Source organism: Bacillus sp. T3 (assembly GCF_033449965.1).
Taxonomy (GTDB): Bacteria; Bacillota; Bacilli; order Bacillales; family Cytobacillaceae; genus Bacillus_BU.
Genome location: NZ_CP137761.1, coordinates 3,094,063 through 3,108,606, shown reverse-complemented (window position 1 = coordinate 3,108,606; position 14,544 = coordinate 3,094,063). Strand labels below are relative to the sequence as shown.

The window sequence follows — 14,544 nt, the reverse complement described above, 5'->3', positions numbered from 1 at the left end:
ATAGTGAACAAAAGAAGGTTTTACTATAATCGTTAATAGAATTATAGCTTCATTAGAGTAAATACATGCAGATATTTTTCCTTGGGGACAAGCCAGTGTTAAAAGGACACATAGGGCACCCTTTCAACACTGCTTGGAATAATAAATTATTCATTATTTTAAGGAGGAAAAAGTAATGTTAGAAAAAATGAAGCGTTTCGTTGTGGATGAAGAAGGTCAAGGTATGACAGAATATGCTGTAATCTTGGCTTTAATTGTAGCAATAGCTGTTGGACTTACTCTTACTTTAGGCGATAAAATTACAGCAATATTTACTAGAATCGGAGCAAAATTAGATACATTTACTTTTTAAATTATAGCTAAAGAATAAAAGGTAAAACTTTTTTCAATTTTTTGACGCCCTGCTTTTTAAGTAGGGCTTCTTATTCTTAAATATAGGGGTAATTTAAATGTTCATACCAATAGTTCTAGGTTCGGTTTTAATCATTTCTTTGGTAACAGATATACGTAAAAGAAGAATTTTCAATATCGTAACTATCCCAGCAATTTTTATTGGCTTGGTTTATTACACAATTACCATTGGCTGGGACGGATTTTTGTTAAGTGGAAAGGGATTTCTTGTTGGGTTAGGTTTATTGCTCATCCCTTACTTAATGGGTGGGATGGGTGCAGGTGATGTTAAGCTAATGGCTGCAATTGGTGCTTTAATGGGACCGGAGTTTACCCTATATTCTTTTATTTATACAGCCCTATTAGGTGGAATCATTGCTCTGATCATTATTATTAAATCAAAGGGGTTATTGAATTTAATTAAGTCTTGGTGGTACATATTAAAATCTATTTTCTTTAAGATTGTTTTTCTAAAAAACGATCTTGGTGAAATTGTTTATCATAAGAATAAATCCACAGCTTCAAATATTGCTTTTCCTTACGGTGTCGCAATAGTACTAGGTACGGTGTGTGCTGTCGTGTTGGGAGGATGACTCACATGAAGTCAGACAAGGGGCAAGCATTAGTTGAGTTTGCGCTGGTCGTTCTATTATTTGTGTTACTGGTAATTGGAATATATGACTTTGGACGAGCTTTTCATGCATACCATACAATCGATCATGTAGGAAGAGAGACAGCAAGGATGGTTAGTGTTGAAAAAAGTAAGGGCGGATTAAGTAATGATGAAATAAGAACTTATGCTGAGAATATAGCAACAGGTATAGATAAGGATGCTTTAACAGTCTCACCTCCTGTTTATGAAACAGTAAATTATACGAATGCCGCAGGAAATGCGGAGGAAATCGAGATTGTAAAAATAACCATTTCCTATCAGCTTCAATTGTATTTTCCTATTATTGGTGCAATTTATGACGAGGATGGGAGTCCTACTGCAATAACAATTACCCTAACAGATACAACAAAAATGAGGGTTGAATAATGAAAAGGTTAAAAAAGTTTCTTGTAAACGAAAGAGGCCAGTCTCTCGTTTTTGCAGCCATAATCTCCATTGCTTTATTTGGTTTAGTAGCATTGGCTGTAGATGTAGGTAATTTATATTTAGAAAAAGCAAAATTGCAAAAGGCTCTTGATGCAGCCGTTTTAGCCAGAGTTCAGTCCTTAGAAGATCTTTCCGAGGAAGACGCCGAAGGAGTTGCCGCAAAAATATCTGAACAAAATGGCTACTTACTAAAAAAGGAAAATGATGAAGTGGATGCAACAGTAAAAAGGAAAGAAGTTGATGCATCCGTAACAGGTCTTGAAATTTGGGCTGAAAAAACGGTTACAGTTGATATGATGTTTGCAAAGTTTGTAAATATCGACACTGTTGATGTAACTGCATATGCAAAGGCAATCTTAAGTCCAATTAATTCAATGAAAGGGCTAGTCCCAATTGGTATTCCGTTGGTGGATTTTAAGGAGGGTCAAATAGTAAATCTGACATTTCCTGAAAAACAACATTCTGAAGAGGAGCCTCATCCTGAAGCAGGGAATGTTGGGTGGATTGATTTTGATGGACCAGAAGGGGGAACAGATGAGACAAGAGATCGTATTGATGATGGATATAACGGAACTGTTGAAACAGGTCCTCCAAATGGTGACCCTGATGTTTATTCTCAACCAGGTAACCCTAATCCATTGTATAAACAATTAGAACAAAGAATTAAGGATGATGAAAATAAAACATATTGTGATGACCCTGAAACTGCCGATTCCACTTGCAGTCGATTAATATATGTTCCGATTATTCAAGAATCGACCGGTAGTGGTACTTCACCATTGACGATTGTCGGTTTTGCTAAATTCCTATTATCAGATGAAGGAATGGACACAAATGAATTTAAAGGTCAATTTATCAATTTTGTCACTCCTGGGTGAAGCTTCTAGTGATCCAAGTGGGGGATATTATGGGGTATATGATGTGAGACTGGTAGAGTAATTTAACCTTTGAGGGGAGGTAGTGAAATCATGAATACGAAGAAGATTTGGATGATGTCATTAATATTCGGTATATTAATGGCTTTTGTCGTTTATATTGGTTTTTTTGCAAACAATGCAACGACAGTTTCAAACAATGACACCAAGAAAACGGAAGATATAAAGAAAGATGACACCTCAAAAGTCAAAGCTGAAGAGAAGAAAAACATTCAAAATCCGATGGTAAAAGTGAGTGAGGGAAAACGGGCGATTTCGTTAAAAACAGTTTTGGAAGCAGGAGTGTCCAGGATATATTGCTCCGAATTCAAAGGTGGACGTCATTGCCTATGAAACTACGATTGATGCTGCAACCAAGAAAAAGTTCAAATCCTCTGTTTTAGTACTCCAGGACATTAAAGTATTGGCAGTGGGAAAATCGTCGGATACTCCTGAAGAGGCCCTTGATTATCAAACCGTAACACTGGAAGTGACCCCTGATCAAGGGTTAACCTTGAGCTTAGCGTCTAAAGATAAGGACGGATTCTACTTCATGCTTCGAAATACAAAGGATAAAGGAAAAATAGAAGAAATGAAGCGTTCAACAAGAGAAGTGCTTGAGGAAGGGAATGGCGATTAGTCATGATACACTGGTACTATTTCTCTGATACAAATAAGCAGTTTGCTGAACTTGAGAGATTGCTTGAAAATATGCAATATTCATTGACATATATTCACAAGTTTGAGGAGATGCAACAGCATCTATTGAAGCATCAACAAACCGTGTTATTTTTAAAAGCAGAAACGAAGTATGATGTTTATGAGTTATGCCAGGAAGTTTCTGTCCTCTATCCCCATATTTACATCATTATAATTGTTCCGGAAAATATGGAAAATATGAAACGGGCAATGCAGGTTGGGGCATCAGATTTAAGTAAGGCCTCAAGTAACAAGGAAGAATTGGAGGAAATCATTCTTCAGGCAGAAAACTATATGAAGCATCGCCAAAGTAAAGACAATATTTATAATATCAATTTGATAAAAAAGGATGGTAGAGTGATTTCGGTATGTAATCCAAAAGGTGGTTTAGGACGAACTTCCTTTATTGTAAATGCCGCCGTTGCATTTGCAAAGGAAGGAAAAAAGGTTGCGGTTATTGATGCCAATCTTCAATTTGGAGATGTTGCCCTTTACCTGGATTTGAAGCCAAAGCGGACCATTTATGAATGGGTTAAGGAAGCCTATGGAGATCCGCAATATTCGATAGATCAGTATTTACTACAACACAAGTCGGGGATTTCGGTTTTCGCTGCTCCTCCTCGGCCGGAGTTTTTTGAGTTCATTCATGTAGAGCATATAAGCAAGGCGATAGAAGAATTGAAAAATATTTTTGATGTAATCCTCATTGATCCTCCAGCATACTTATCGGAAATCCATCTTGTCTGTATTAAGAATTCCGATGAAATTTTAATCATGTTGACCAATGATATTCCTGTCCTTCGAACAACAAAAATGTATATCGACATTCTAGATTCTTTAAATTTTAGAGGGAAAGCAAAGTGTATCTTAAATCGAGAGTTGAAAAATAAAGGTTTAGATCGAAATCGGATTGAGGAAATCTTGGGGATTTCGATATTTTCCTCGTTACCTGATCAAGAAACGATTGTTAAGGCCTCGCTCAATGAGGGGATTCCATACCTTTTGTCACAACCAAGAGCACCGATTTCAAAAGCTGTTATCGAGACAATAAAAATGATGACAAACAATGATGAAGCAATTGTTCAGCAGAGAAAAAAAGAAAAACGTAGATTATTTTCAAAGCGGTAAAAAGAAAGGAGGGAGGATAAGTGTCGTTATTCAATCTTTTTGGTAATGAACGAGAAACAAAATCAATGGAAGAGAAATTAGAAGTAAAACCAAGTGAAAAAAAGCAAATGTTAAAGCCACCAGAAGAATATGATACGTATGGAACGAAGAAAACAAAAGAATTTTGGGAGCTACAAACCCTTCTGCATTCTCACGTGGTTGAAGAGTTAAAAAGACAACCAAATATTGAGGATCGAAATAATAAATTCAAAATTCATGAAATATGCCAAACCTTTCTTGAGTTTGAGGGCACAAGGCTTACCTTTGAGGAAAAACAAGAATTGCAAACCTCTGTGGAATATGAACTATTGGGGTATGGTCCGATAACTCCACTTTTGAAGGATGATGCCATTACAGAGGTAATGGTCAATGGCTGCAATCAGGTTTATTACGAAAAAAAAGGGAAATTGTATCGGAGCAATATTACTTTTCGTGACAATCAGCATGTTGTCCGAGTAATTGAAAAGATTGTTTCTCCAATTGGGCGTCGGATTGATGAAAGTTCGCCAATGGTCGATGCACGTCTCCCAGATGGTTCACGGGTTAATGCGATAATATCACCGTTAGCAATTAAGGGACCTACCTTAACAATTCGGAAATTTTCGGCAAAGCCATTTGAAATGGAGGATTTAATAAGACTTGGTACATTGAGTCGGGAAATGGCAGAATTTCTTGATATGTGTGTAAAATCTAAAGTCAATATATTTATCTCAGGTGGTACAGGTTCAGGGAAAACATCTACCTTAAATGTTCTTTCTTCCTTTATACCGGAGGATGAGCGAATCATCACAATTGAAGATGCTGCAGAATTAAAATTATCCCAAGATCATCTTGTATCATTAGAGAGTCGTCCATCTAATATAGAAGGAAAGGGTCAAATCACCATCCGTGACCTGGTTAAGAATGCATTACGGATGCGTCCAGACCGGATTGTTGTTGGCGAGTGCCGTGGTGCAGAGGCATTGGACATGCTGCAGGCGATGAATACAGGGCATGATGGAAGTTTAAGTACGGGTCATGCCAATTCACCTCGAGACATGTTATCAAGATTAGAAACGATGGTATTGATGGCGGGGTTTGATTTACCAGTAAGGGCCATTCGTGAACAAATTGCCAGTGCCATTGAATTAATTGTTCATGAAGCACGAATGAGTGATGGTAGTCGAAAAATCACAAATATTACAGAAGTTATAGGCATGGAAGGGGATACCATTATTATGCAAGACCTGTACCGTTTTCGTGAAAAAGGGTTAAATGCTGATGGAATCGTGGAAGGTAGGTATATTTCCACAGGTATTCGTCCTACCTTTGTTGAAAAACTTGAAATACATGGATTTACTTTAAATCCTTCCTTGTTTGCGGGTGAATGGGTATGAACAAATGGATCATCCTATTCTTTGTATTTTACGTTTCTGTTTCAATGTTTTTCTTAGTTTTTAAAAGAGTTCAACGAATTAAGGCGGTGGACCGTCGCCTAAGCGACTTGGCTCCGGAAAATCAATCATTTAATCCAAATCCTAAATTTAATACTAAAAACAATCTTATGAGATTATTTCTTTCATACACCGGAAAATTTCTTAAGGGAATCACTTTTAGTAAAAGTACGGAAAAACTGCTCTCTGAAGCTGGGACAATGTTAAAACCGGAAGAATATCTTGTTTTAAGAATGGTAATCGCTCTTGGGGCAGGGTTAGTTTCATGGATGTTGGATTTAAATGCATTCATTGTTATTGCTTTATGTGTGTTGGGATTTATTTATCCACATTTTTATATGAAAAGAAAGCGAAAAAAACGTTTAAATACCATTTCCTATCAATTGATAGAAACATTAGGAACTATGGCGAATTCATTAAGAGCGGGTTTTAGCTTTATGCAGGCAATGCAGTTAGCGGGAAAGGAAATCCCTGAGCCTTTAGGACCTGAATTAGACCGTGCTGTTACGGAAGCGGGTCTTGGCGTTCCAATGGAGGAAGTACTAGAAAGTATGATGAAACGATTACCAAACAAAGAGCTTGAGGTTGTAATTCGAGCCATCCTTGCCCAGCGCCGCTCTGGTGGGAATTTGGCAGAACTAATGGAGACGATGGAGGAAACGATTCGTGGAAGAATCAGAGTATTGGAAGAACTTAGGACATTAACTGCTCAAGGAAGAATGTCCTCCTGGATAATAACGGTGATTCCTATTTGTCTAGGTTTATATTTACATTATTTCGGTGATGGATATTTTACACCAATGCTTGAACATCCGCTTGGCTGGATCATGCTTTCTTCAGCAACAATATCCGTTGTTATTGGATGGATATTCCTTCGAAAAATCGTAAAGATTGAGGTGTAGTGATGTGATAATAAATACTGCGTTCATGATATTTGGGTCGGCATTTTTTACCTTAATAACAGCAGGGATCTTATCGTTTTTATTTAGGAAACAACTTATCATCGAAGAGCGACTTGATCAATATTTTGATAATACAGATTATAGTATCGAAAAAGGTAATATAGATGGAACAGAGAAACTTAAGAAAAAACATCCTATCTTTCAGACTTATTGGAATATAGGAATTCAGTTTGTGAACAAACGAATTTCAAAAGCGGAAAAAAGGAAATTATCTGTTTTACTTCGTGATGCCGGCTATGAATATAAAATATCTGCCACTGAATTTAGATTAATTCAGCTCTTGTTAACTGTCAGTAGTGGAGTTCTAGTTTTTCTATTATTTTTACCATTAGCAGATAACAAAGCGATTGCGTGGTTGTTAGTAATTTTCATGGCTTTTCTCTTTTATCGTCTCCCATTGTTTTATTTAAGCAAAAAACGAACTCAACGTATTAAAGAGATTGATCGATCGATGGCAGATTTTTTCGATATGGTAAATGTCTTACTTGAAGCTGGAATGGGATTGGATGCTGCTTTGGCAGAGGTAAGTCTTCAATCAAAGGGATCTTTAGCAGAAGAGTTCTTCAAAACACTTGATGATATGAAGCTTGGAAAATCTAGAAGAGAAGCGTTTTACGAACTTCGTAAACGAATTCCCTCTGACTCGTTTCAAAGTATTATGAATTCGTTAATTCAAGCGGACCAGCTGGGAATCGGTATGTCAAGAGTTCTTCGTAATTTAACTGTAAGAATCCGGGAACAACGACGTGAGAAAGCTCGCGAACAAGCAATGAAGGCACCCGTAAAAATGATCTTTCCGATGGCTTTCTTTATTTTTCCATCTATATTTATCGTCATTTTAGGACCGTTAGTCATTCGGTTTGTTACTGAGGGACTTGGTGGCTAAGGATTATGGAAAAGAAAATAGAACGAAGTTGCTTACTATTATTAAAATAGACATTCCCTCTTTTTGGTAATGTCTATTTTGTTTATTAATGCAATTAGTGGCTGGATTAAGGCTTGTTAAATGAAAATTAATTTCAATTATTTAGTTACAATCCGTTATGACAAAGGTAATTATTAAAATTAAAAATCATATCTGATTAGGAAAGGAAAGTTTTAAGTGTTGCAATAATTTATAATTATCTCATTTTTAATTCCTAGTAAACTCATAGAAATTTGTTGACATAGGTTCGTTCTGTGTTTAAAATGAAAAATAATTAAACTAGATAAAAGATTTTAGAAGGAGGAGGGGACCTTGCAGGAAAATCAAAATCAATTAAATGCTGTTTTTGAGGAAATTTCAAAAACACTCGAGACGATGAAATTTGGCTCAATCACATTAGTGGTTCAGGATGGAAAAATTATTCAAATTGAAAAAAGTGAAAAGTTGAGATTTAAATAACTGCTGACTGGACAACTAGAAGTAGTTTTATCTGAATTTATTATATAAAATCGATGAAACTGCCTTGTTAGAAAGAGAGAATTGGAGGCGTTCCGTTTGACTGAAAAATTAACCTTTAGCAATTTTGATACGTATCCAGAAATAGAGATTGCTGAAGATGAACAAACTAAAGGAGCTTTAAACGTTTTAAGCTGGGCTTACAATCACTATACAGATGATGAATTAGTCTATGCCTGTAGCTTTGGAATTGAAGGAATTGTTTTGATTGATTTAATCTCAAAAGTAAATGATTCGGCGAAGATTGTATTTCTTGATACAGACCTTCATTTTGAGGAAACCTATAAACTGATTGATGAAGTGAAGAAACGCTATCCAAACCTAAGAATTGAGATGAAAAAGCCGAGTCTTACTCTAGAAGAACAGGCAGAACAGTATGGAGATGAGCTTTGGAAACGTGAGCCAAACAAGTGCTGTGAAATTAGAAAGGTCATTCCGCTAAACGATGTTCTTTCTGGTACAACTGCTTGGTTGTCTGGATTAAGACGTGAGCAATCAGAAACACGTAAGAATACAAACTTTTTTAACAAAGACAATAAATTTAAATCAATCAAAATCTGTCCTTTAATTCATTGGACGTGGAAGGATATTTGGAGATACGCACATAAAAATGGTTTGCCATATAATATTCTTCACGACAATGGCTATCCAAGTATTGGCTGCAAACCTTGTACTTCAGCTGCCTTTAATGCAGACGATTTACGTTCAGGCAGATGGACGGGTTCAGGCAAAACTGAGTGTGGACTTCATTTATAAGAGGTAACGAACTATGACCTTAACTTATATAGCTGGAGCAGTTGCTCTCTTTTTTGCAATGAACATTGGAGCTAGTGGTGCCGCGGCATCGGTTAGTGTTGCCTACGGATCAGGTGCCATTGCAAACAGAAAAAAGGCACTTTTGCTTTGTGGGCTTGCCATTTTTGCAGGTTCAGTAATCGGTGGTGCTGAGGTAACCAAAACAATCGGTTCTGATATTATCCCGCAGTCACTATTAAATGCTAAAGTTGTCTTGATTATTTTATCCTCTGCGGCTTTATCATTATTTATTGCAAATTTGATCGGAATCCCACTTTCAACCAGCGAAATTACGGTCGGCTCGGTTGTAGGAGTAGGGGTTGCCTATAAATCGTTATTTATTAATAACATTTTAGTCATCGTGAGCTTTTGGATTATTGTCCCGGCAATTGCATTTGTTATTGCCATCATATTTGGACATGTCATTAAGAGATTAGAAAAAAAATATCCGAGCTTAAACAGTGATAAAAACAAAAGAGCTTTGTCGATTTTTGTTATTATTGTTGGATTTTTTGAAGCTTTTTCAGCCGGGATGAATAATGTTGCAAATGCAGCAGGCCCAATGGTTGGAGCAGGTCTCATCTCGATCAATACAGGAACGATTGTTGGCGGCTTATTTATTGCCGTTGGCGCGATGACTCTTGGAGGACGGGTACTAGAGACGAATGGTAAGAAAATAACGAAGTTTTCTTTACTTGAAGGTGGGGCTGTTTCCGGAACGGGAGCTTTCTTAGTTACACTGGCATCCATTTTCGGTTTACCGGTACCGTTAACACAAGTAACGAGCACAGCGATTATTGGAATCAGTACGGTACAAAACGGTTCCAACGCTTTAAAAAAGAATATTATTAGTAAAATTTTAAAGGTATGGCTTGTGTCACCAATACTTTCACTTGTTATCTCATATGGACTTGTAAAGTTATTTGTTGATAGTGACATGTATTCTATCGTTGTCCTTTTCAGTGTTTGTGCAGCGACACTTGGAATTATTAGCTTAGTAAAAACGATCAGAGAAGACTCACGTTCGATTTATGAGCAAGGTGGAGGAATTTAAGAAAATTCCTGACGAAATTATCAGATAATGTTATAATCTTTGAGGAATACCTAGTAAAAACATAGGGGAAGTTATTTTATTATTACGGAATATGAAAGGTTTAAGGTAGCTGCTTTATCCCTTTCTTATCAGGAACAAACTCAGGAGGAATGTTAAAAATGGCATTAAGTACACCGCATGGCGGAAAATTAGTTAATCGTTGGAATCCAGAATATAACGTTGAAAACATCATAAAAGAAATTGAAATCGACAATATGGCACTTAGTGATCTTGACTTGATTGCTACTGGCGCATATAGCCCAATTGAAGGATTTTTAGGACAAGCAGATTATGAATCTGTAGTAAAAGATATGCGTCTTGCTGATGGACATGTATGGAGTATTCCAATCACATTGCCGGTATCAGAAGAACAAGCATCATCAATCATCGTTGGCGAAGAATATAGACTTGTTTTTCAAGGTATAACTTATGGTGTCATAACAGTTTCTGACAAATTTGTTCCGAATAAAGATGTAGAAGCTGAAAATGTATATCGTACATCGGATCTTGCTCACCCTGGTGTGAAAAAAATGTTTGATCGTGGCAATGTTTATGTCGGCGGAAAAATCACACTTGTTAAGCGGATTGAAAGAGAACAATTCCAAAGCTATTATTTAGATCCAGCTGAAACAAGAGTCATTTTCGAGGACAAGGGTTGGAAAACTGTCGTTGGTTTCCAAACAAGAAACCCGGTTCACCGTGCACACGAATACATTCAAAAAACAGCATTAGAAACAGTTGATGGCTTGTTCTTAAATCCACTTGTTGGTGAAACAAAATCAGATGATATTCCAGCGGATGTTCGCATGGAAAGCTATGAAGTATTATTGAAAAACTATTATCCACAAGACCGTGTTTACCTTGCTGTGTTCCCAGCTGCAATGCGCTATGCCAGGTCCAGAGAAGCAATCTTCCACGCAATGGTCAGAAAAAATTATGGCTGCACACATTTTATTGTTGGCCGTGACCATGCAGGTGTAGGCGATTATTACGGCACATACGATGCTCAGTTGATCTTCAGTCATTTCACTGCTGAAGAGCTCGGCATTAACTTATTGTTCTTTGAACACAGCTTCTATTGCTCAAAATGCGAAAATATGGCTTCTACTAAGACTTGCCCACACGGTAAAGAGCATCATGCGATTCTTTCAGGAACGAAAGTGCGTGAATTGCTACGTAATGGTGAAATTCCACCAAGTACATTCAGCCGTAAAGAGGTAGTAGAAGTGTTAATCAAAGGTCTTCGCAAGCATGCTGTAAAGGCATAAGGCAGGCAATAGGGAGGTATGGAAATCATGGGAAAAAGTACAAATATTACGTGGCATGAGCAATCCTTATCAAAGGAAGCACGTCGCGAGCAAAATGGACACCAAAGCTTTGTGTTATGGTTTACTGGACTTTCAGGGTCAGGTAAATCAACGGTAGCAAATGCTGTCGCTCAAAAGCTTTTTGAATCAAGTATTCGAAATTATGTGCTTGACGGAGACAATATCCGTCACGGCCTAAATAAAGACTTAGGGTTCTCTGATGCGGACCGTACGGAAAATATTCGCCGCATTGGTGAAGTTTCTAAATTATTTGTCGATGGTGGGCAAGTTGTCCTTACAGCATTTATTTCACCTTTTATCGCTGATCGTGAGCTTGTACGTAATCTTCTTGAAGAGGATGAGTTCATTGAAGTATATGTAAAATGCCCGCTTGAAGAATGCGAAAAGCGTGATCCAAAAGGTCTTTATGACAAAGCAAGAAAAGGACTTATTCCTGATTTTACAGGGATCCATTCACCATATGAAGAACCACAAGCGCCAGAAATTGTGGTTAATACAAGTGAGTCTTCCGTTGATGAATGTGTGGATCAAATCATTCAATACTTGTCATCAAAAAACGCGATTTAAACCACGTGGTGGCAATTTTATAAAATAGCAATGTCAATATACTTTATGTATCATAGAGGTTACCGTCTATTCAGAAAGTGTGGATGGACGGTAGTCTCTTTTTAGATTATAAAAAACCACTGTGGTATGATAGGATAATATCTCAATTAGAAGGTGGTGTTTGAGAAATTGCTGGAAGAACAACAATCGTTGGAGCAAAGCAAATATAGCCAAGTAATTCAGCCAACAGATAGGGAAGCCATTCTTTATATTTGTCATGGCAGTCGACTAAAACAAGCACAGGAGCAAGCTACTGCATTTGTTCAAGCCCTTATGAGTGAAAAGCTAGCCCCGATTCAAGAATACTGTTTCCTCGAGCTTGCACAGCCTACTATTGAAGAAGCTTTTAGAGCATGTGTTGAAAAGGGAGCAACAAAAATCATTGCCATTCCACTTCTTCTCCTGACAGCCGCACATGCAAAAGAAGATATCCCAAATGAGTTAATTGCAATAAAAAAGAAGTATCCAAATATTCATGTTGCCTATGGCCAACCAATCGGTGTTCATCGATCCATTTCCACCATTCTTCATGAACGGATTATTGAGACGAAGCACTCCTTCTCCTCTGATTCGATGGTTTTACTTATTGGCAGAGGGAGCAGCGATCCAGAAGTAAAGCAAGATCTTAGCCAAATTGCACAATTATTAAAGCAACATCTCCAAATAGACAGAGTGGACATAAGCTTTTTGGTTGCAGCAAAGCCGAGCCTTAAGGAAGCCTTACATATTGTGCAGGACACGCATTATAAAAAGGTTTTTGTGATTCCGTATTTGCTCTTTACAGGCGTTCTCATGAATAAAATTGATAAAATCATCCGAGAACATAATGAGCAAACAGACCAGGATATCATTTTGTGTAAATATTTAGGCTATCATCCTATTTTAACTAAAATAATAAAGGATCGAGTTATCGAGGCGCAAAAACTGCCAGAATAGCTACCAAATCCAAAATAAGGCACTGTTTATCTAGAGAAGATAAACGTGCTTTTTTAATTTGGCTTTTTTAAAGGAGAAGGTTAAGAATGAACACTCTGTTGATTAGAGCGGAAATCAACAGTCAAACTTTACACGTGCAATAAAATAAAATTATTATTAAAATAGAATTAAAATATTATGAAACAATAATAAAGAGAGGGTATAATACAGTTATCTTAGAACTGATCAACAACGTATTATTTCATAATTTTTACTTCTAACTTTGCCGCAACAAACTACTTCCATATATTTTCTTACTATATTTTTATCCCCTTATTAGAAGGAGACACATCATGACGTTTGAAATATTGCAAGCATCTTCGTTCAGTACTATAAAAAAGGATGAAACCGTTCCATTAATTCAGATCATTGATGATGATTTAACTCAATTAATGGAACTGAAAAGGAATTTGGAGGACAAGGGGTGGATGGTGATTGCCGATGCAAATCCGCAAACTGCCATTTCGCATTATTTTGAAATGCGTCCTGGACTGTCTAATTCTAGATAACAGCTTAGGAAATAAACTAGGGTATCATTTCCTAGACGAAATACAAAAGCATAACAAAAAACTGTTCGTACCAAAAATTATTCTAAGTTCAGACCCCAGTAGAGAAGCAAGACTAAAGGCACTCAGCAATGGTGCAGATGATTATTTTACAAAACCATTAGATATTGAAGAAATCAGTATCCGGAATTGCGAGACATTTGGAATTAAAACAGATATTCGAGCAATCTGTTTTAATCGACGAATTAACTCAGGTTTTTAACAAAAGGTTCATGGAGTTTGATTTACCAAAAAGATTAGATGATTGGAGACGCTCTGATTACTCCTTAACGATTGCTGTAATCGATATTGATCATTTTTCAACGTTAAATAAGCGTTTTGACTTTTTGATTGGAGATAGGATTCTAGCAGATCTTGCTTTATTCTTACAAGAAAATATAAGAAGCACAGACACCGTCTATCGACTTGGTGAAGATCGGTTTCTTCTAGTTTTCCCGCGGTCTAGTGAACAAAAAGCAAGTGAAGTTCTAAATCGATTACTAAAACAATATTCCCAAAAGACCCACGAATACCATAATCAAACCTTATCAATCACTTTTTCCGCTGGTATTTTTGAAGTCCAGCATCCAGACCTGAGTTCGAAGGAGATGGTTTCATTTGCGGAACAAGCTTTAGAAAAAGCAAAGCGTGAGGGTAGAGCAAGAGTCGAAATGTTCAATGATAAAACGTTGATTACGAAAAAGAAGCTTTTTATTTCCGTTATTGAGCATGACAGTATTATTCGAACAATGTTAATGAAAGTATTAGCATCGTTAGATCTGGAACAATATGAGATTCAAATTGAGTTGTTTGAAGATGGAGTAAAGTTTGTTGAATCAGATTGGATTCGCTTAAATGGTTATCATTTCATTGTGTTTGAAGCTGTGATGCCACAAATGAATGGTATTGAAATTCTATATAAATTGAAAGAGTTAAAGCTCCGATCACCAATGAGAATTCTTATGCTCGCTGGAAAAAAGGATGAAAAAGAAATTGCAAGAGCCTTAAAGCTCGGTGCAGATGATTATATGACCAAACCGTTTAGTATTACTGAAGTTAAAGCGAGGATTGAGCGATTGCTTCAAAGGATGTTATAA

The 14,544-nt window shown here is 36.8% G+C and carries 19 protein-coding genes; all 19 read left to right on the top strand.

The window, feature by feature from the left end; genetic code table 11:
* The first annotated feature begins 175 nt into the window (after window positions 1-175).
* The 19 genes from RGF10_RS15965 (at window position 176) to RGF10_RS15880 (ending at window position 14,544) form a co-directional block, all read left to right on the top strand.
* Window positions 176-352, top strand: a complete 177-nt coding sequence (locus RGF10_RS15965) for a Flp family type IVb pilin (RefSeq protein WP_318503661.1) — start codon at window positions 176-178, stop codon at window positions 350-352.
* Window positions 353-449: 97 nt separating this feature from the next.
* Window positions 450-983 carry an A24 family peptidase gene (locus RGF10_RS15960; RefSeq protein ID WP_318503659.1) on the top strand — a complete coding sequence of 178 codons (534 nt, stop codon included), beginning with the start codon at window positions 450-452 and terminating at the stop codon, window positions 981-983.
* Between the two features lie 5 nt (window positions 984-988).
* The gene (locus RGF10_RS15955; RefSeq protein WP_318503657.1) at window positions 989-1,429 is read left to right on the top strand and encodes a TadE/TadG family type IV pilus assembly protein; all 441 of its coding nucleotides are present in this window, start codon (window positions 989-991) and stop codon (window positions 1,427-1,429) included.
* Window positions 1,429-2,367 (top strand): TadE/TadG family type IV pilus assembly protein, encoded by a 939-nt coding sequence (locus RGF10_RS15950; RefSeq protein ID WP_318503655.1) that lies wholly within the window; start codon window positions 1,429-1,431, stop codon window positions 2,365-2,367. Before RGF10_RS15955 ends, RGF10_RS15950 begins: the two co-directional genes overlap by 1 nt.
* Window positions 2,368-2,457: 90 nt before the next feature.
* Window positions 2,458-2,757 carry a hypothetical protein gene (locus tag RGF10_RS15945; RefSeq protein ID WP_318503653.1) on the top strand — a complete coding sequence of 100 codons (300 nt, stop codon included), beginning with the start codon at window positions 2,458-2,460 and terminating at the stop codon, window positions 2,755-2,757.
* Window positions 2,738-3,043, top strand: a complete 306-nt coding sequence (locus RGF10_RS15940) for an RcpC/CpaB family pilus assembly protein (protein WP_318503651.1) — start codon at window positions 2,738-2,740, stop codon at window positions 3,041-3,043. The genes RGF10_RS15945 and RGF10_RS15940 overlap by 20 nt, the downstream gene beginning before the upstream one ends.
* Before the next feature lie 2 nt (window positions 3,044-3,045).
* Entirely contained in the window at window positions 3,046-4,230 is a 1,185-nt protein-coding gene (locus RGF10_RS15935) for a CpaE/TadZ family protein (protein ID WP_318503649.1), read from the top strand.
* Between the two features lie 20 nt (window positions 4,231-4,250).
* Complete coding sequence (locus RGF10_RS15930) at window positions 4,251-5,645, top strand: TadA family conjugal transfer-associated ATPase (protein ID WP_412176635.1); 1,395 nt, start codon at window positions 4,251-4,253, stop codon at window positions 5,643-5,645.
* Window positions 5,642-6,604: a type II secretion system F family protein gene (locus RGF10_RS15925; protein WP_318503647.1), complete on the top strand. Its 963-nt coding sequence runs from the start codon at window positions 5,642-5,644 to the stop codon at window positions 6,602-6,604. Before RGF10_RS15930 ends, RGF10_RS15925 begins: the two co-directional genes overlap by 4 nt.
* A gap of 4 nt (window positions 6,605-6,608) precedes the next feature.
* Entirely contained in the window at window positions 6,609-7,550 is a 942-nt protein-coding gene (locus RGF10_RS15920; protein ID WP_318503646.1) for a type II secretion system F family protein, read from the top strand.
* Between the two features lie 393 nt (window positions 7,551-7,943).
* Window positions 7,944-8,048 (top strand): YezD family protein, encoded by a 105-nt coding sequence (locus tag RGF10_RS15915; protein WP_318509506.1) that lies wholly within the window; start codon window positions 7,944-7,946, stop codon window positions 8,046-8,048.
* Between the two features lie 96 nt (window positions 8,049-8,144).
* A complete protein-coding gene (locus RGF10_RS15910) occupies window positions 8,145-8,861 on the top strand; it encodes a phosphoadenylyl-sulfate reductase (RefSeq protein WP_318503645.1) in 717 nt (238 codons plus the stop codon).
* Between the two features lie 13 nt (window positions 8,862-8,874).
* Window positions 8,875-9,954, top strand: a complete 1,080-nt coding sequence (locus RGF10_RS15905) for a sulfate permease (RefSeq protein WP_318503644.1) — start codon at window positions 8,875-8,877, stop codon at window positions 9,952-9,954.
* Between the two features lie 158 nt (window positions 9,955-10,112).
* Complete coding sequence (gene sat / locus RGF10_RS15900; RefSeq protein WP_318503643.1) at window positions 10,113-11,261, top strand: sulfate adenylyltransferase; 1,149 nt, start codon at window positions 10,113-10,115, stop codon at window positions 11,259-11,261.
* A gap of 27 nt (window positions 11,262-11,288) precedes the next feature.
* Complete coding sequence (cysC, locus tag RGF10_RS15895) at window positions 11,289-11,888, top strand: adenylyl-sulfate kinase (protein WP_318503642.1); 600 nt, start codon at window positions 11,289-11,291, stop codon at window positions 11,886-11,888.
* A gap of 168 nt (window positions 11,889-12,056) precedes the next feature.
* Window positions 12,057-12,863 (top strand): sirohydrochlorin chelatase, encoded by an 807-nt coding sequence (locus RGF10_RS15890; protein WP_318503641.1) that lies wholly within the window; start codon window positions 12,057-12,059, stop codon window positions 12,861-12,863.
* Window positions 12,864-13,195: 332 nt separating this feature from the next.
* Entirely contained in the window at window positions 13,196-13,411 is a 216-nt protein-coding gene (locus RGF10_RS15885) for a hypothetical protein (RefSeq protein WP_318503639.1), read from the top strand.
* The gene (locus RGF10_RS23935) at window positions 13,344-13,670 is read left to right on the top strand and encodes a response regulator (protein ID WP_412176742.1); all 327 of its coding nucleotides are present in this window, start codon (window positions 13,344-13,346) and stop codon (window positions 13,668-13,670) included. The genes RGF10_RS15885 and RGF10_RS23935 overlap by 68 nt, the downstream gene beginning before the upstream one ends.
* Window positions 13,609-14,544: a GGDEF domain-containing response regulator gene (locus tag RGF10_RS15880; RefSeq protein ID WP_318503638.1), complete on the top strand. Its 936-nt coding sequence runs from the start codon at window positions 13,609-13,611 to the stop codon at window positions 14,542-14,544. The genes RGF10_RS23935 and RGF10_RS15880 overlap by 62 nt, the downstream gene beginning before the upstream one ends.

Coding starts and splice junctions, on each gene's coding strand:
- RGF10_RS15965 (WP_318503661.1), top strand. CDS start 176: ATGTTAGAAAAAATGAAGCGTTTCGTTGTGGATGAAGAAGGTCAAGGT.
- RGF10_RS15960 (WP_318503659.1), top strand. CDS start 450: ATGTTCATACCAATAGTTCTAGGTTCGGTTTTAATCATTTCTTTGGTA.
- RGF10_RS15955 (WP_318503657.1), top strand. CDS start 989: ATGAAGTCAGACAAGGGGCAAGCATTAGTTGAGTTTGCGCTGGTCGTT.
- RGF10_RS15950 (WP_318503655.1), top strand. CDS start 1,429: ATGAAAAGGTTAAAAAAGTTTCTTGTAAACGAAAGAGGCCAGTCTCTC.
- RGF10_RS15945 (WP_318503653.1), top strand. CDS start 2,458: ATGAATACGAAGAAGATTTGGATGATGTCATTAATATTCGGTATATTA.
- RGF10_RS15935 (WP_318503649.1), top strand. CDS start 3,046: ATGATACACTGGTACTATTTCTCTGATACAAATAAGCAGTTTGCTGAA.
- RGF10_RS15925 (WP_318503647.1), top strand. CDS start 5,642: ATGAACAAATGGATCATCCTATTCTTTGTATTTTACGTTTCTGTTTCA.
- RGF10_RS15905 (WP_318503644.1), top strand. CDS start 8,875: ATGACCTTAACTTATATAGCTGGAGCAGTTGCTCTCTTTTTTGCAATG.
- sat (WP_318503643.1), top strand. CDS start 10,113: ATGGCATTAAGTACACCGCATGGCGGAAAATTAGTTAATCGTTGGAAT.
- cysC (WP_318503642.1), top strand. CDS start 11,289: ATGGGAAAAAGTACAAATATTACGTGGCATGAGCAATCCTTATCAAAG.
- RGF10_RS15885 (WP_318503639.1), top strand. CDS start 13,196: ATGACGTTTGAAATATTGCAAGCATCTTCGTTCAGTACTATAAAAAAG.
- RGF10_RS23935 (WP_412176742.1), top strand. CDS start 13,344: ATGCAAATCCGCAAACTGCCATTTCGCATTATTTTGAAATGCGTCCTG.